Raw genomic sequence first — 15805 nt, 5'->3', positions numbered from 1 at the left:
GAGCCCCGAGCCGAGATGGCCGCCGGTGACCGACACCGCGTCGATCATCTCGGCGCGCACCGCGTCCGCCACCTTCTGCAGCTCGCTCTCCGGCAGGAGCCGCAGCCGGTCAGGCGTCTCAAGACCCTCGAGGATCGTCGTGTCCGCTAGTGCCACCGGAGCAGCCTCATGCCCGAAGTGAGAAACAGCGCGCGAACCGTCGCGCGCGATGAGGGTCTTCGCTTTGTGCCAAATGCATCCGCCGCTCAGTCGATATCGAGCGGCGCGGTCCCGGCGGCCCGGCCGTCCGGCCCGATCGCGATGGTCTGGATGCGGGCCTCGGCCCGCTTCAGCAGCGCCTCGCAATGGCGCTTGAGCGCCTCGCCGCGCTCGTAGATCGCCACGGATTCGTCGAGGGGCACGTCGCCGCGTTCGAGCCGGCGCACGATCTCTTCGAGCTGCTCCATCGCCCGCTCGAACGGAAGATCGTCCGGCAGCGCCTCCGCGGGCGCGGCAGGTCGTTGAGCGTTCATCCCGATGTCCCCGGCCGATCCCCCCGTCGCGCGGGTTATGACGGTCCGGCACGGGTCGCACAAGCCCGGATGGATTGCGTGCGACCGATCCAGGGCCACGTTGATGCGAGCGGATAAAGGAGGTCGAAGCCCTCGATGCCGATGGAAGACGCGCGCGGGGCAGCGTCAGCCGAGGCTATTCGGGCATCGGCGGCGCCCCGGAACCGTCTCCAAAACCGATCGCATCGGGACGGGTCACCCTTGTCGTGTCGCCCCTTCTTGCGGCGAACCGGCGTTCTTCGGTGGGAATGTGCCCTCATCCAGCACGAACCGGAAGGGCGTGCCCTCGAACGCCTCGGCGCCCCGGCCGATCGCGGCGATCCCGGCCCTCATGCGGCCGTCCCGCCCGAGCAGACGGTCGGCGATCGCGACGAACAGGCGGTTCGGCGTGGCGCTCGGGGCGAGCCGGCGCAAAGCCTGGGCGAGTTCCGCCGCGTCCCGCTCCGGGGCGAGCGCGCAGGCCACCGCGTAGGCGGCGGCCGTCGAACGGCTGATGCCGGCATAGCAGTGCAGGACCAGCGGGCGCCGACGGTCCCAGGCCGACGCGAAATCGAGGACGGCCCGCACATGCGCCTCGCCCGGCGGCAGGTGGCCCTCCATCGGGGCGACGATGTCGCTGAACCCGACCCGCAGGTGATGCTCCGGGGCGATCCCCGCCGGACGCTCGATGGCAAGTCCCGGGCTCCCGAGCGTCGCCAGGGTGACGAGGTGGCGGGCGCCGCTCGCCGCGAGCGTCTCGGGCAGCCGGGACAGCGGGCAGACATAGAGGCAGGGCATGACGGTCAGAGGCTCGCCTGAAGCGCGCCGAGGCGGGCGAGATAGGCCGCCTCGGCCTCCGCGGTCGGGCGGGGGGTGAGCAGCGCCTCGATCTCCGGCATCGCCGTATCGGAGAAGGCCGGGGGACGCCCGAAAATCTGGTCGGCCTCGACCAGGGAGAAGCCCGCGAGCCGGGTCGCCTCCCAATAGGCCGCGACCCGGTCGGCGCGCTTGACGAGGCGGGCGAGGGCGGGACTTGGCGCGGACAGGCCGATGCGCTGGCGGATCGCCGCGAGCAGGCGCCGCTCGACGGTGCGATAGGCGTCGCCGATGGCGTTCTTGAGCGGCGAGATGATGTCGCCGATCACGTATTCGGGGGCGTCGTGCAGCAGCAATTCCAGCCGCTCCGGCGGGCTCAGCCCGGGAGCGAGGGCGTTGCCGATGGCCTCGACGAGCAGCGAGTGCTGGGCGACCGAGAACACGTGCGGCCCCGCGGTCTGGCCGTTCCAGCGGGCCACCCGGGCGAGGCCGTGGGCGATGTCGGCGATCTCGATATCGAGGGCGGAGGGATCGAGCAGGTCGAGCCGCCGGCCCGACAGCATCCGCTGCCAGGCGCGCGGTTTCTTGGGCGTTCGCGTCGGCGCGTTCACGGGCGGGGGCGCTCGCCGAGGGCGGCGCAGACGGCGTGGCGATGACAGCCGACGAGATGGTCGTTGACCATGCCGACCGCCTGCATGAAGGCGTGGACGATGGTGGGGCCGACGAAGGTGAAGCCATTCTGCTTCAGGGCCTTGCCCATTTTTTTCGAGACTTCCGTCTCGGTCGCGATGTCTGCGCGGGTCTTCGGATTCGTCTGGATCGGTCGGCCGTCGCAGAAATCCCAGAGGAAGCGGGAGAATCCGGGTCCGGCCTCTTCGATGGCGAGCCACGCCTGGGCCCCGGCAATGGCGCCGCGGATCTTGGCGCGGTTGCGGATGATACCGGCATCGCCCATCAGCCGCTCGACATCGGCCTCGGTGAAGCGGGCGACGCGCTCCGGCTCGAATCCCGCGAAGGCGCGGCGAAACCCCTCGCGGCGGCGCAGGATGGTGATCCAGGACAGGCCGGCCTGGAAACCGTCGAGGATCAGCTTCTCGTAGAGGGCGCGGGAATCGTCTTCCGGCACGCCCCACTCGGTGTCGTGATAGGTGACGTAGGTCGGGTCGAGCCCCGGCCACCAGCAGCGCGGGCAGCCGTCGGGATGGGTCGTGATCAGGCCGTCGGGCGCCGTGCTCATCCGGCGGCGGCCGTGTCGGCGGGGAAGGCGAAGGTCGCGAAGGCCGGCTTCTCCACGCCCGCGATGCGGCCGTCGGCCCGCACCGGCTCGCCGGCGGCCAGCGCATCGCCGAGGCGGTCGAGGCGGATCGTGGCGAGCCCCCGCCCACCCGCCATGCTGCCGGTCACCCCGAGGCTGCGGGCGCCCGCCACCACCTCGGTCCCCGGCGCCGGAGCCGCTCCCTCGGCGAAGACCAGGGGCACGATGCGGGTGCGGGCGGTGCCGCGATGCTGCATGCGCGAGACCACCTCCTGGCCGACATAGCAGCCCTTCCGGAAGTCGACGCCGCCGAGCTGGTCCATCAGCGCCTCGTGCGGGAAGGCATCCATGAACGCGAAGTCGCGCCCGCCCTCCGGCACGCCGAGGCCGATGCGGTGGGCGTGGTAATCGTCCTCCGAGGCATCCGCCGAGAAGGCGCCCAGCGCGAAGTAGAGGCGCTCGCCGAGCGCGGGCAGGCGCCCGTCGCGCATCCGGATCGTCTCGGCCGCCGTCTCCGCTCCGTTCCATGCCACGGCGACGCCGAGGGTCGGATCGGCGGCGATTCCCACCTTGGCGCGCAGGCGATAGAGCCCGAGCCGCTTGACGAGATCGGGCACCCGCTCGGCCGCGACATCCAGGCGAAAACCGCCCTCGCGGTCGCGCGACACGAGAAAATCGAACTGGATCTTGCCCTGCGGCGTCAGCAGGGCGCCGAGGCGCGCCTCGCCTTCGGGCAGAGACTCGACGTTGCAGGTGAGGATGCCCTGGAGGAAGGGGGTCGCGTCCGCGCCGGTGACGGTGACGACGGCGCGGTCCGGCAGCAGGGCGATCGGCATGGTCTCTCCTGAGGGCGACCGTTCGGGGCGGCGTTGCATGGTCTCGGCAGCTGACATAAGCCGCGCCTATCCCGGCCTCAATCGCCCGAGCCCCGAGTCGCGCCAAGAACGCCGAGCCAAGAACGGCCGAGCCAAGGAAGAGCCCCGATGGACACCCCCTTCGATCTCGTCCTCGCCGGCGGCACGCTGGTGAACCACGACGGCGCGCACCGCGCCGATCTCGGCATCCGCCAGGGCCGCGTCGCCGCCATCGGCGATCTCGCGAACGCGGCGGCGGCCGAGCGGCGCGATTGCCGCGGCCTGCACCTCCTGCCCGGCGTCATCGACAGCCAGGTGCATTTCCGCGAGCCCGGCCTCGATCACAAGGAAGACCTGGAGACGGGCTCGCGCGCCGCCGTGATGGGCGGCGTGACGACGGTGTTCGAGATGCCGAACACCAACCCACAGACGACGACGGCGCAGGCGCTCGCCGACAAGGTCAGTCGCGCCCATCACCGGATGCATTGCGACTTCGCCTTCTGGGTCGGTGGCACCCACGAGAATGCCGACGAGGTCGCCGTCCTGGAACGGCTGCCGGGGGCGGCGGGCATCAAGGTCTTCATCGGCTCCTCCACCGGCTCTCTGCTGGTCGAGGACGATGCGGGCGTGCGCGCGATCCTGAAGAACATCCGCCGTCGCGCCGCCTTCCATTCCGAGGACGAGCCGATGCTGCGGGAGCGCAAGGGCCTGCGCGTGCCCGGCGATCCGGCCTCGCACCCGGTCTGGCGCTCGCCGGAGGTCGCCGTGAAGGCGACGGAGCGGCTGATCGCGCTGGCCCGCGAGACCGGGGCGCGCATCCACATCCTGCACATCTCGACGGCGGACGAGATGCCAATCCTGGGGGCCGCGAAGGACGTGGCGAGCGTCGAGGTGACGCCCCACCACCTGACGATCGACGGGAGCGAGGCCTATGCCCGCCTCGGCACCCTGGTGCAGATGAACCCGCCGGTGCGCGACGCCGCCCATCGGGAGGGGATCTGGCAGGGTCTAACCTTCGGAATCGTCGACGTGCTCGGCTCCGACCACGCGCCGCATACCCTCGAGGAAAAGGCCAAGCCCTATCCCGACTCGCCCTCCGGCATGACCGGCGTGCAGACGCTGGTGCCGATCATGCTCGACCACGTGGCGGCGGGCCGGCTCTCCCTCGCCCGCCTCGTCGATCTGACGAGCGCCGGGCCGAAGCGGCTGTTCGGCATCGCCCGCAAGGGACGGCTCGCCCTCGGCTACGATGCCGACGTCACGGTGGTGGATCTCAAGCGCCGCGAGACGATCCGCAACGAATGGATCGCCTCGAGATGCGGCTGGACCCCCTATGACGGGCTCACCGTCACCGGCTGGCCGGTGGGCACCGTGGTGCGCGGCGTGCCGGTGATGTGGCAGGGCGAGCTGGTGACCCCGTCGCGGGGCGAGGCGGTGCTGTTCGAGGAGGCCCTGCCGACCGGGTGAGGGCGGCGGGCCCTATTGCGGTTGTGCCCAGATGAGGTGCAGGCCGTTGCGGCTGCGGAACCAATGGGTCATCGGCGGCAGGTCGCAGCCATGCTCCTCGAAGACGCCCGCGAGGCTCCGCACCAGTTTGCCCGCCAAGCGCTGACCTTCGATATCGGTTGCCAAGATCTGGGAGGGATGAACGACTTCCGGGTCGATTCGACGATACTTGATCGCAAAACGCATCACGCTAACCCTACATGCAGTTGGCGAAAGCCATGGAAGACATATCGCTACAATTGCACGACACAACGTCTCGCTGCATACAGAAAATGAGAAACATCGTTTTCGTCCGAGGACGAAAGAATTATCGGCAAAATTTTTTGTATTAACTTGTTGTTGATTTGATCTTTATCGGCATCCGGATCGCTCTGATCGGAAAGCGATGGCCGGCGGATCAAAGGGCGACCCCGGTTGCGCGAATACGCATCACCGGGGCGCTGTGATCTTCGTCAATGTTGCAGAGTCGTCGTGAAGCCGCCGCCGCGAATGCGCTCGGGCAGGGTCTCGGCGTAGCGGGCGGTGGCGTCCTCGCCATAGGTGGCGACGAGCTCTTGGAAGGCGGCGAACAGGGCGGCCTGGGCCATGCAATCGCCGTCGATCCCGTCGAGGCAGCCCTCGGCGAAAGCCTCGGTCACGAGGCCCAGCGCGGCGCGCTTGCTCTCCGGATCGGATTCGAACGGAGCGGGGTCATGGATCATGGCGCAGTCTTCAATTCCCGGCCGACATGATGCCGGCAAGACATCGACACGATACGGCGTCGCGGACGGGCCGGAAAGCAGGGAATTGCGGAGAGGTTAACGCGGACGCTCGATTGCGAAGGTTTTTCGTAAGGGCTCGGGTCTGTGGCACAGGGGTCACAGAGCGCCTCGGACATCCGCCGGGCCCGGGGCGGGTGAGGGGAGGGATCGCCGTCGTGCGGGGACGGCGCCGGATCGACAGCGGCGCTCAGCCGCCGAAGCGGCCGGCGATGGCGTGGGAGAGGCGCTCGCCCTCGGCGAGGTAGCGCCGGGCGGCCTCGCCCGCGGCCGGCGTGCAGATCCGATAGGTCAGGCTGTAGCCGCGAAACCCGCGATTATAGGCGCCGGCCAACCGGTCGCGCCGCGCCGGCGTGACGCCCTCGGTGTCGAGGATCGCCTTCATGCGGCTCGGCCATTCGGCGGCATCCGGGGCGGCGCAGAGATTGCGCAGGAAGGCGAGTGCCCCGACGATCTCGGACAGCCGCAGCAGATCCCGATCGTAGGGCGCGGGCGGCGGCTCGGCCGGGGGCGGGGGTTCCTTCTCCTTCTCGGCCGGCTTGGCCGGTGCGCGGGCGGACCCGCCGCGCTGCTGGGCGAGCGCGTCGGAGGCGACCGTGAGGGGGCCGGGCGCGAAGGCGCCGAACGCCAGAAGCGCGGCCAGAACAAACCTCGCCGGCCCTCTCATGCCGTCTCCTCTCCCGACGGGGATACGCGCGCGAACGCCTCGCGCAGGGTGTCGATCAAGCCCGGCGTGGTCGCGAGGCCCTCGACCTCGTCGAGCCGGGCCCAGCGCACGGCGAGCGCCTCCGGCCCCGGCGCCGGCTCCACCGCGCGCCACCGGGCGGCGTGAGGATGAATCACGTAATGATGGCGCAGGCGGTCGTCCTCGTCGCGCAGGAGGATCTCGGTCGGCGTCAGGCTCGCGCCCACCACCTCGGCGCAACTGCCGACCTCCTCCTCCAGTTCGCGCAGGGCTGCCTCCGCGAGGCGCTCGCCCGCCTCGACGAGCCCCCCGGGCAGGGTCCAGACGCCGCGCATCGGCTCGTTGGCGCGCTGCGCCAGCAGGACGCGCCCATCCCGGATCACCGCGATGGAGACGCCGATCAGGGGGCGGGCCGGAAACAGGCGACCGTCATCGGCGGGCACGCCGGCATCCGCGCTCACGGCGTCACCCGCGCCGTGGCGAGGCGTCCGTCGGCGAGGCCGACGAGGATCGTCCAGGGGCCGGATCCCGCACCGAGCACCGCCACGCCGAAGGCGGCCGGGGCGGGGAGCGGCAGGCGCAGCCGCTCGGTTGGGGCCCCGCCCTTGAGCGAGAGCAGGGCGAGCGCGGTGCGGCCCGCCAGCGGCAGGACCAGCGACGGGGCGGGGTCCGCCGGCAGAACGGCAGCGAGATCCCCCGCCTCGCCGAGCCCCGGCCCGGCATAGCCCGGCCACGCGCCCGCGAGGGTCAGGGCGCCTCCGGCATAGCGCCAGAGCTGAAGCACGCCCTCGCCGTCGGGCGCCCGCAGGGCGGCAATCTCGGACGCACCCGTCCCGGAAAAGGCCGCGATGCCGGCAAGGCTCAGCGGCGCGCCGTCGGGCTTGCCGCCCGCTTGCGGCGGCGTCCGCGCCGACAGGCTCCAAACCGCGCTCTTGCCCGCGCCTTTGGCCGCGCCTTGGGCCGCATCCCCTTCGGAATTCTTCATCGCCATGGCGAGACTCGATCCCGCCGTGCCCTGGGCCGTCACGGCGATCACCGCCGGCCGGCCGTCGAGGGTGGCGATGCGCGGGCTGCGGCCGGCGAAGACCTGGTCCGGCCCCGGCGTCAGCGTCTGGGTCGTCACCGGCACGGGTTTCGGCTCGGCGGTGACGCCCAGCGGTTGGCGCTCGCGGATGGTCAGGCCCGCCGCCTGGCCGGGCGCGCCGCCGAGTGCCCGGGTCGGGCCGGTGAGATAGGCGCTGAGGGGGCCGAGCTGCGCCTGGCGCGAGCCCGGCACCGCCCCGCGGGGCGTCTCGGCGGCGGCGAATCCCTCGATCGCCTCGGCGCCGACCAGGGTGGTGCGCAGGGTTCCGCCATCGAGGCTGATCACCGCGCCGCCGTCCTCGCCCCAGACCACGACGACCGGCACCGGCCCTTCGGCCGGCTTCGGCGCGCGCTTGGGGTCGGCGCCCGCGCTCGCGTGGGCGACGGGCAGGAGGCCCGAGGTCGCTACTGCCAGGGCCACCTCGCTGCCGGGGCCGCGCATCGCCGTCACGCGGAAGGGAAGGGCGAGGAGTTCGACCTGCGGCGCGGCGGGCTCGGCGGAGGCGGGGAGGGCGGCGAGGCACAGCAGGGCGGCGAGGGCCGCCCGGCGGTCAGACATGCTGGCCGCCGTTGATATGGAGTTCGGCGCCGTTCACGTAGGAGGAGGCCTCGGTGCAGAGGAAGTAGATCGCCTTGGCGACCTCGTCCGGGGTGCCGAGGCGCCTCTGGGGGATCTGCTCCACCAGCTTGTCGGTGCCGGGCGAGAGGATCGAGGTGTCGATCTCGCCCGGCGAGATCGCGTTGACCCGCACCCCGAGCGGCCCGAAATCCGCGGCCATCTCCCGCGTCAGCCCGGCAAGCGCCGATTTCGAGGTGCCGTAGGCCGCGCCTGCGAAGGGATGGACCCGCGACCCGGCGATGGAGGTGACGTTCACGATCGAGCCGCGGGCCCGCTTCAGCTCATCGCACAGACCCCGCGCCAGCAGGATCGGCGCGAAGAAATTGACCTGGAACACGCGGGCCCAGTCGGCATATTCGGTGGCGAGGGCGCCGAGCCGCGCGCCGTCGGGGCCCTTCGGCGAGATGCCGGCATTGTTGACGAGCGCGTGCAGCAGCCCGCCCTCGGCGGCCAGCCGCTCGGCCACCTCCCGCACGCCGCGCACGGTGTCGGCGGCGTCGGCGAGATCGACCTGGAGATGATCCTCGGGTCCCATCTCCCAGGGGCAATTCTCGGGAAACGGGTGGCGCGAGCAGGTGATGACGCGCCAGCCCGCGGCGGAGAAGCGCTTCACCGTGGCGTGTCCGATCCCCCGGCTCGCGCCGGTGAGCAGCATCACCCGTCGACGTTCGTTGGATGAGGCCAAGTCTGGTCCCTCGCTACCCCGTTCGCGCGGCGGCGCGTGAGGGGCCTGTCCGCCCCCAGGTCTAAGCTGCGCGAGGGCGGAAATCCAGGGTCGACGCTGCAATGCGAAAGACCCCTCCGGGGCGGATCGGCCCAGGACGACCGGACGGGATTGCCCGGCTGTCATTCCGCGATCCGGGGGCGCGGAACGCGGATCGATGGGGGACGGATCGCCGTTAGGGCAGGTTGTCCGGCCGGGCGTTCCATGCGAGCGCGGAGCCGGGCGGGTCGCGAGCGGCGGGGACAGGAAGCTTGAGCGATGCGCTGCCCGGGCCGACCGTGCTCGTCGTCGAGGACGACACCGTCACGCGCTACGCCGCGGTGACGATGATCGGCGATGCCGGCTTCTCGACGCGCGAGGCCACCAACGGCAACGAGGCGATCCGCATCCTCGACCGGGAGGTGGGCATCCGGATCGTCGTCACCGATATCGACATGCCGCTCGGCATCGACGGCATCAAGCTCGCCGCCTGCATCCACCGGCGCTCGCCGCGGATCGGCATCATCATCACCTCGGGCAAGGTGAGGCCCAAGGACGGCGACGTGCCGTCCCAGGGCCGCTTCATCCGCAAGCCCTACACCGAGGACCAGCTGATCGGCGCGATCCGCGCCCTGCTGGACCTGCCTCAGGGATAGAGGCGCGCGCGGGACCAGCCATCGCCGTCGCGGGTGAAGCGCACCCGATCGTGCAGGCGGTAATCGCCGTTCTGCCAGAACTCCATCCGCACCGGATCGAGGCGGAAGCCCCGCCAATGTTCGGGACGCGGCACGGGACCGTTCTCGTACTTCGCCGAGAGCTCCGCGACGGCGGCCATCAGGGTCGGACGGTCCGCGAGCGGGCGCGATTGCTGGCTGGCGAGGGCGCCGATGCGGCTGTCCCGGTGACGGCTGGCGAAATAGGCATCGGCCTCCGCCGGCGTCACCGGCGCGATCGACCCGCGGGCGCGGATCTGACGGCGCAGCGATTTCCAATGCAGCACGAGGGCGGCCCGCGGATTGGCCGCGAGTTGCTCGCCCTTGGCGGATTGGGCGTTGGTGTAGAACACGAAGCCGCGCCGGTCGAAGCCCTTGAGCAGCACCACCCGCACGTCGGGCAGGCCGTCCGCATCCGCGGTCGCGAGCGCCATGGCGTTGGCGTCCTCGGGCTCGGCGGCCTCGGCCTCCGCCATCCAGACCCGGAACAGGGCGAAGGGGTCTGACGACAACGTGAAGTCGCCTGAATCGACCCCGGCGCCCGCCGGCTCACCCTCTCTTAACCGATCGATGGCCATTTTCACCCCTGTGGCATCCGGGTCGGGGGGCACCGGCACGGGCATCACACCCTAGACGGACCCTTTAGTCTGCCTCGAGTTCAGGTGTAATGCGTCTGCGTCGGTGTAAAGAGCTCGTCCGGGATGTCCCGGCGGCGTTCGCGTGGGTGGCGACGGGTCTCGTCGTCGCGGCCTGCGCCGGATGCAGCGGACCGGTGCTGTCGTTCCAGACGAAGGAGGCGCCGGCGCCCGAACCGCTTGTGACCGGCAGCATCGCCAAGCGGCCGACGCGCTTCGGCCCGGATCTCGGCGACGAGGATTGGCGCCGCGCCCACAGCGCCCTGACCACGGCCCTCGATCCGCAGGGCAACGGGCGTCCGGTGAAGTGGGACAACCCGGAAACCGCCATGCGCGGCTCGGTCAACCCGACCGGCCTGCCCTACGTGGCCGGCGACGAGATCTGCCGCGATTTTCTGGCGACGGTGGTGGCCGGAAACGACGGCGGGACGAGCGGCTCCGGCGGCAAGAGCCGCTTCCTGCGCGGCACCGGCTGCAAGCTCACCGGCGGCGAATGGGAACTGAAGCGGCTGCGCTCCGCCAAATCCTGACTTGATCGGATTGCGGGAGAATTTCCGCCGTCCGGTGGGGGCGCGGAGGGTGTTGCAGAACCGCAACGACCTTCCCACGTTGAAGCGAGGCGGCCAAGGCCGTATCCCTCGACGGTTGACCCCTTCAAAAGATCCCCGATGCGAAACCCCTACGAAGTGCTGGGCGTGCCGAAAGGCGCGAGCGAGGCCGAGGTCAAGAAGGCCTTCCGCAAGCTCGCCAAGGCCTACCACCCCGACAGCAACAAGGACCCGAAGGCCAAGGAGCGGTTCGCCGAGGCGAACACCGCCTACGAGATCCTCGGCGACAAGGACAAGCGCGGCCAGTTCGATCGCGGCGAGATCGACGGCGAGGGCAAGCCCCGCGCGTCCGGCTTCGAGGGCTTCTCCGGTTTCGGCGGCGGCGGCCGGGGCAGCGCCTTCGATTTCGAGGGCTTCACGCGCCGGAGCGGGGGCGGGGGCGGTGCGGGTCCCGGCGGCGTCGGCGAGGACTTTCTCAGCCACATCTTCGATCAGGCGTTCCGCGCGGGCGGCGCCGGTCCCGGGGCGGGCCGGGGCGGACCGGCCCGCGGCGAGGACGTCGCGGCCGAGCTCAGCGTGACCCTGGAGCAGATCGCGGGCGAGGAGAAGATGCGCATCGGCCTGCCCGGCGGGCGGGACGTCGACGTGATGGTCCCCAAGGGGGTCGTCGACGGGCAGACCATCCGGCTCCGGGGCCTGGGCGGTCAGGCCGGCCCGCGCGGCGAGCCCGGGGACGCGCTGCTGACCATCCGCGTGCTGCCGCATCCGGTCTTCAAGGTGGAGGGCGCCGACCTGCGCGCCACCGTCGATCTGCCGCTGGAGGACGCGGTGCTGGGCGGGACCCTGCGGGTGCCGACGCTGACCGGCGCGGTCGAGATGAAGGTGCCGGCGATGACGAGCTCCGGACGCACCTTCCGCCTGCGCGGCAAGGGTCTGCCGAAGAAGGACGGCAGCCGCGGCGACCTTCTAGCGACCACCGCCGTGACCCTGCCGGCGGGCGAGGACGCGGCCCTGGCCGAATATGCCCGCCGCCGTCGCGAGGCGAAGGCGGGGACGGCGTAGGCAGGCCGTCTCGGGCCAAGGCCCCCTCATCCTGAGGGGGATGGGTGGGAGAAGCCGATCCAACGGCCTCTCTCCCGATGGTGACCTTCAGGCTTTCCCCTCCGGCGGGCCTCCGCTAAGGAAGCGGCCTGGCGCGGCGGCCTCCGGCAGGGCCGACCGTTTGGCCGAAGCGAAGGTGACGCATGTCGGATCAGAAGGCGGGCGGATTGCTCGCGGGCAAGCGCGGGCTGGTGCTGGGCGTAGCCAACAACCGCTCGATCGCCTGGGGCATCGCCCGCAGCGCCGCGCAGCACGGGGCCGAACTCGCCTTCACGTATCAGGGCGACGCGCTCAAGAAGCGGGTCGAGCCGCTGGCGAAGGAGCTGAACGCCAAGGTCGTCGGCCATTGCGACGTCACCGACCCGGCCTCGATCGACGCCGTCTTCGCGGCCACCGCCGAAGTGTTTCCGGACGGCATCGATTTCGTGGTCCACTGCATCGCCTTCTCCGACAAGGACGAGCTGACCGGCCGCTATATCGAGACCTCCGAGGGCAACTTCACCAAGTCGCTCCTGATCTCCTGCTACTCGTTCACGGCGATCGCCCAGCGGGCGGAGAAGATCATGCGCAACGGCGGCTCGCTGCTGACGCTGACCTATTACGGCGCCGAGAAGTGGATGCCGCACTACAACGTCATGGGCGTCGCCAAGGCCGCCCTCGAAGCGTCCGTGCGCTACCTCGCCGCCGATCTCGGCCCCAAGCAGATCCGCGTGAACGCGATCTCGGCCGGCCCGATCAAGACCCTGGCGGCCTCCGGCATCGGCGATTTCCGCTACATCCTCAAGTGGAACGAGTACAACGCGCCCCTGCGCCGGACCGTGACCATCGACGAGGTCGGCGAGACCGCCACCTATCTGGTCTCCGACATGTCCAAGGGCATGACCGGCGAGATCCTTCACGTCGATGCCGGCTACCACGTCGTCGGCATGAAGAATCCCGAAGCCCCCGACATCACGCTCGATCGGGACTAGGGCTCGGCCCGAAGGTGAATGCCGGCTTTCGGAAGACGCCGATACAGCACAGCAATCGGGAGAATCGTCCTGGATCCGAAATCCCGGGCGGTTCGCAACGGCGCGCTCCGGAGGGGACTGGCCGGGCCGTCAGGCCGATCCGGCGGCGCTCTCGCGCCGTCCAGCCGGCGCGTCCAGCATCCGCCAGGCGGGCGCGACACGCCCGGTCAGCACCGCCCGGATCGCGATCGCCATCTCCGCACGCCGCGCCCCATGGGCGTCGGCTCTAGCGGAACGCCAGAACCAGCGCTCCCACCGCGATCGCCCAGAGGGCCAGCGTCGACCATACCGCCCGGCGCTGCTCGAGATGGGCGATCCGCTCCAGCGCCTTGACGTCCCGCGAGCCCTCCTCGTCGAGGCGGATCATGATGCGACGGATGCGCTGGGCGATGTCGGGGATGTCCGAGACGACCTCGGAGAGGGTCAGCGCCGCGCGGGCCCCGCCCTCCAGTCGGCCGATGGGGCCGAGATGGCGGGTGATCCACGAGCGCACCACCGGCTCGGCGCCGGTCCACATGTCGAGCTGCGGATCGAGGGAGCGGGCGACGCCCTCCACCACCACCATGGTCTTCTGGAGCATCACCAACTCGGTGCGGGTGCTCATGTCGAAGAGGGCGGTGACGTCGAACAGCAGGGTCAGCACCTTGGCCATCGAGATCTCGTCGGCCCGGCGCTGGTGGATCGGCTCGCCGATCGCCCGGATCGCCTGGGCGAAGTCGTCGACGGAATGGTGGCGGGGCACGTAGCCCGCCTCGAAATGGACCTGGGCGACGCGGCGGTAATCGCGGGTGATGAAGCCGAGCAGAATCTCGGCGAGGAAGCGCCGCTCGGCATGGCCGAGCCGGCCCATGATGCCGAAATCGACCGCCACGAGGATCCCGTCCCGGTCCACGAACAGATTCCCGGGATGCATGTCGGCGTGGAAGAAGCCGTCGCGGATCGCCTGCCGGAGGAAGGACTGGATCACCGTGCGCCCGAGGGCCTTCGGATCGTGGCCCGCCGCGACGATGCCGGCCCGGTCGTTGAGGCGGATGCCGTCGATCCACTCGCTGGTGAGCACGTCCCGCGCGGTCAGCGCCCATTCGGGGCGCGGCGTCCGGAAATCCGCGTCGCCCGCGGTGTTCTGGGCGAGTTCCGACATCGCCGCCGCCTCGAGACGGAAATCCATCTCCATGGTGACGGAGCGGGCGAGGATCTCCACCACCTCCCGCGGGCGCAGACGCTCGGCATCGGGCAGCAGCGCCTGGACGACGCGCGCCATGAAGCGCATCGCCTGGATGTCCTTGGCGAAGCGCTCGCGCACGCCGGGCCGCATCACCTTGACGGCGAGCGTCCGCTGCGTGCCGTCGGCGTCGAGCACGGTCGCCTTGTGGACCTGGGCGATGGAGGCCGCCGCCACCGGCTCGCTGAAGGCGGAGAACAGGGCCGAGACCGGCTTGCCGAATTCCTGTTCCACCACCCGCATGGCCACGCCCTGCGGGAAGGGCGGCACCCGGTCCTGCAACCGCTCGAGATCGCGGGCGGCGGCCATGCCGACGATGTCGGGGCGGGTGGCCAGGAACTGGCCGAACTTGACGTAGGACGGTCCGAGCCGGGTCAGCGCCCGTTCGAGGGGGCTCGCGCCGGGATCGGCGGCGATGCCGCGCCGCTCCAGCGCCCGTCCGAGCCGCAGCGCGAAGCGCAGATGCGGCGGCAGCTGATCCGCGTCGATCAGCGCGAGCCCGCCCTCGCGGGCCAGCACGAAGCCGACATGGGCGCCGCGGGCGAGGTGGAAGACCGCGCCTAGCATGGCCGGACCCCGCGCGGCGGCAACGCCGAAGGGCGGAGGCGTGCGGAAGCCGAGGCACCGGGCGGAGCGAAGGCCGAAGTGAGCTTCACAACCGCGGACACGGCCGCCAGCATCTGAGGCTGGACAGAGATCAAGAGATCTTCCAGGCGGAGTGGATCGCGACGATGCCGCCGGACAGCCGGCGATGGGTGACGTGCGAGAACCCGGCCGCCCCGATCATGGCGGCGAAGGCGCCGGGGGAGGGGAACTTGCGGATCGATTCCACGAGGTACTGGTAGGATTCCCGGTCGCCCGCCACCCGCTCGCCGATGCGCGGGATCACGTGGAAGGAATAGGCGTCGTAGATCTTCTCCAGCACCGGCAGGTCGACGCGGGAGAATTCCAGGCACAGGAAGCGCCCGCCGGGCTTGAGCACGCGGCGGGCCTCCCGGAGCGCCGCATCGATGCGCGGGACGTTCCGGATGCCGAAGGCGATGGTGTAGCTGTCGAAGCTGTTGTCGGGCAGCGGCAGCGTCTCGGCATTGCCGGTGACGAAATCGATGCGGCCGTCATACTTCGCGCCCGCGCGCTCGGCGCCGACCCGCAGCATCGCCTCGTTGATGTCGAGCACGGTGACGTGGGTGTCCGGCCCGCCCGCCTCGAGGGTGCGGAAGGCGATGTCGCCGGTGCCGCCCGCCACGTCGAGATGGCGGTGGGGCCGCGTCTTCGACGGGCGCAGCATGCCGATCAGGTGCGATTTCCAGGCGCGGTGGAGGCCGCCCGACATCAGGTCGTTCATCAGGTCGTAGCGGCGGGCGACGGAGCGGAACACGTCGTCGACCCGGGCCTGCTTCTCGGACAGCCGGACGCGCTCGTAGCCGAAATCGGCGGTGTCCTCGCCGGCCCTGTCCGGGCCGCTTCCGGTGGTGTTGCCGCTCATCCGATTTCGTGCCGCCCGCGCGTCCGATACCCCTGGCCGAGCCTCATAGCGAAAGCGCGCCGGAACCGCCATGCGGCAGGGGGAGCGCCCGTGACGGAAGGCGGCGGTGCGGCGCGCGCCGACACCGCTTATAATCTCGATCGCCTCCCACCCCTTCCCCTCATCCTGAGGTGGCGGCGCGAAGCGTCGCCCTCGAAGGAGGGCCCCAGACCGCGCGGTGCTCTCTGGAGCCCTCCTTCGAGGCCGCTTCGCGGCACCTCAGGATGAGGGGAGGGGTGGGG

At 70.9% G+C, this 15805-nt stretch carries 20 protein-coding genes; 5 read left to right on the top strand and 15 right to left on the bottom strand.

Going from position 1 to position 15805, the window contains the following annotated elements; all coding sequences use genetic code 11:
- The 6 genes from MFF26_RS22815 to ygfZ form a co-directional block, all read right to left on the bottom strand.
- Positions 1-156: 1-deoxy-D-xylulose-5-phosphate synthase N-terminal domain-containing protein (locus MFF26_RS22815; protein WP_238308154.1), on the bottom strand; the 156-nt coding region annotated here is incomplete at its 3' end.
- An 89-nt stretch (positions 157-245) separates the two neighbouring features.
- Positions 246-512, bottom strand: coding sequence for an exodeoxyribonuclease VII small subunit (locus tag MFF26_RS22810; RefSeq protein WP_137831701.1), 267 nt, complete (start codon positions 510-512; stop codon positions 246-248).
- Between the two features lie 234 nt (positions 513-746).
- Positions 747-1328 carry a tyrosine phosphatase family protein gene (locus MFF26_RS22805; protein WP_238308604.1) on the bottom strand — a complete coding sequence of 194 codons (582 nt, stop codon included), beginning with the start codon at positions 1326-1328 and terminating at the stop codon, positions 747-749.
- Positions 1329-1333: 5 nt separating this feature from the next.
- On the bottom strand, positions 1334-1909 hold the full coding sequence (locus MFF26_RS22800; protein ID WP_137831710.1) for an HD domain-containing protein: 576 nt from the start codon (positions 1907-1909) through the stop codon (positions 1334-1336).
- A gap of 44 nt (positions 1910-1953) precedes the next feature.
- Positions 1954-2583: a DNA-3-methyladenine glycosylase I gene (locus MFF26_RS22795; protein ID WP_137831702.1), complete on the bottom strand. Its 630-nt coding sequence runs from the start codon at positions 2581-2583 to the stop codon at positions 1954-1956.
- Positions 2580-3437, bottom strand: a complete 858-nt coding sequence (ygfZ, locus tag MFF26_RS22790; protein WP_137831703.1) for a CAF17-like 4Fe-4S cluster assembly/insertion protein YgfZ — start codon at positions 3435-3437, stop codon at positions 2580-2582. The genes MFF26_RS22795 and ygfZ overlap by 4 nt, the downstream gene beginning before the upstream one ends.
- 147 nt (positions 3438-3584) lie before the next feature.
- On the opposite strand from ygfZ, the gene MFF26_RS22785 reads away from it, so the two are divergent.
- Entirely contained in the window at positions 3585-4922 is a 1338-nt protein-coding gene (locus MFF26_RS22785) for a dihydroorotase (RefSeq protein WP_137831704.1), read from the top strand.
- A gap of 12 nt (positions 4923-4934) precedes the next feature.
- Here the strand turns inward: MFF26_RS22785 and MFF26_RS22780 are convergent, their stop codons facing one another.
- The 6 genes from MFF26_RS22780 to MFF26_RS22755 form a co-directional block, all read right to left on the bottom strand.
- Positions 4935-5147 (bottom strand): hypothetical protein, encoded by a 213-nt coding sequence (locus MFF26_RS22780; protein WP_137831705.1) that lies wholly within the window; start codon positions 5145-5147, stop codon positions 4935-4937.
- Between the two features lie 266 nt (positions 5148-5413).
- The gene (locus MFF26_RS22775; RefSeq protein ID WP_056238899.1) at positions 5414-5662 is read right to left on the bottom strand and encodes a hypothetical protein; all 249 of its coding nucleotides are present in this window, start codon (positions 5660-5662) and stop codon (positions 5414-5416) included.
- Positions 5663-5909: 247 nt separating this feature from the next.
- Entirely contained in the window at positions 5910-6386 is a 477-nt protein-coding gene (locus MFF26_RS22770) for a TIGR02301 family protein (RefSeq protein ID WP_137831706.1), read from the bottom strand.
- Positions 6383-6865 (bottom strand): NUDIX hydrolase, encoded by a 483-nt coding sequence (locus MFF26_RS22765; RefSeq protein ID WP_171015613.1) that lies wholly within the window; start codon positions 6863-6865, stop codon positions 6383-6385. The genes MFF26_RS22770 and MFF26_RS22765 overlap by 4 nt, the downstream gene beginning before the upstream one ends.
- On the bottom strand, positions 6862-8046 hold the full coding sequence (locus MFF26_RS22760; RefSeq protein WP_238308603.1) for a hypothetical protein: 1185 nt from the start codon (positions 8044-8046) through the stop codon (positions 6862-6864). Before MFF26_RS22760 ends, MFF26_RS22765 begins: the two co-directional genes overlap by 4 nt.
- Positions 8039-8761, bottom strand: coding sequence for an SDR family NAD(P)-dependent oxidoreductase (locus MFF26_RS22755; protein WP_137831712.1), 723 nt, complete (start codon positions 8759-8761; stop codon positions 8039-8041). The genes MFF26_RS22760 and MFF26_RS22755 overlap by 8 nt, the downstream gene beginning before the upstream one ends.
- A gap of 320 nt (positions 8762-9081) precedes the next feature.
- On the opposite strand from MFF26_RS22755, the gene MFF26_RS22750 reads away from it, so the two are divergent.
- Complete coding sequence (locus MFF26_RS22750) at positions 9082-9465, top strand: response regulator (RefSeq protein ID WP_137831708.1); 384 nt, start codon at positions 9082-9084, stop codon at positions 9463-9465.
- Here the strand turns inward: MFF26_RS22750 and pdxH are convergent.
- Positions 9456-10100, bottom strand: a complete 645-nt coding sequence (pdxH, locus tag MFF26_RS22745) for a pyridoxamine 5'-phosphate oxidase (protein ID WP_137831713.1) — start codon at positions 10098-10100, stop codon at positions 9456-9458. The two genes, MFF26_RS22750 and pdxH, sit on opposite strands and share 10 nt — an antisense overlap.
- An 89-nt stretch (positions 10101-10189) precedes the next feature.
- Here pdxH and MFF26_RS22740 point away from each other — a divergent pair, with 89 nt between their 5' ends.
- The 3 genes from MFF26_RS22740 to fabI all read left to right on the top strand — a co-directional run bounded on the left by MFF26_RS22740 (position 10190) and on the right by fabI (position 12777).
- Positions 10190-10687, top strand: a complete 498-nt coding sequence (locus MFF26_RS22740) for an RT0821/Lpp0805 family surface protein (protein ID WP_137831709.1) — start codon at positions 10190-10192, stop codon at positions 10685-10687.
- Positions 10688-10825: 138 nt separating this feature from the next.
- Positions 10826-11767, top strand: coding sequence for a DnaJ C-terminal domain-containing protein (locus MFF26_RS22735; protein WP_238308602.1), 942 nt, complete (start codon positions 10826-10828; stop codon positions 11765-11767).
- Positions 11768-11949: 182 nt separating this feature from the next.
- Complete coding sequence (gene fabI, locus MFF26_RS22730) at positions 11950-12777, top strand: enoyl-ACP reductase FabI (protein WP_137831817.1); 828 nt, start codon at positions 11950-11952, stop codon at positions 12775-12777.
- Positions 12778-13042: 265 nt separating this feature from the next.
- Here fabI and ubiB read toward each other — a convergent pair whose 3' ends face one another.
- Together ubiB and ubiE are read right to left on the bottom strand one after the other, a co-directional pair.
- Positions 13043-14605, bottom strand: a complete 1563-nt coding sequence (gene ubiB, locus MFF26_RS22725; protein ID WP_137831818.1) for a 2-polyprenylphenol 6-hydroxylase — start codon at positions 14603-14605, stop codon at positions 13043-13045.
- Positions 14606-14735: 130 nt separating this feature from the next.
- Positions 14736-15524 (bottom strand): bifunctional demethylmenaquinone methyltransferase/2-methoxy-6-polyprenyl-1,4-benzoquinol methylase UbiE, encoded by a 789-nt coding sequence (ubiE, locus tag MFF26_RS22720; RefSeq protein ID WP_137831819.1) that lies wholly within the window; start codon positions 15522-15524, stop codon positions 14736-14738.
- Between the last annotated feature and the right edge of the window lie 281 nt (positions 15525-15805).

The organism is Methylorubrum suomiense (assembly GCF_022179765.1).
Classification (GTDB): Bacteria; Pseudomonadota; Alphaproteobacteria; order Rhizobiales; family Beijerinckiaceae; genus Methylobacterium; species Methylobacterium suomiense.
Note: the sequence above shows the minus strand (reverse complement) of the source record. Positions and strands in the feature narration are given on the sequence as shown.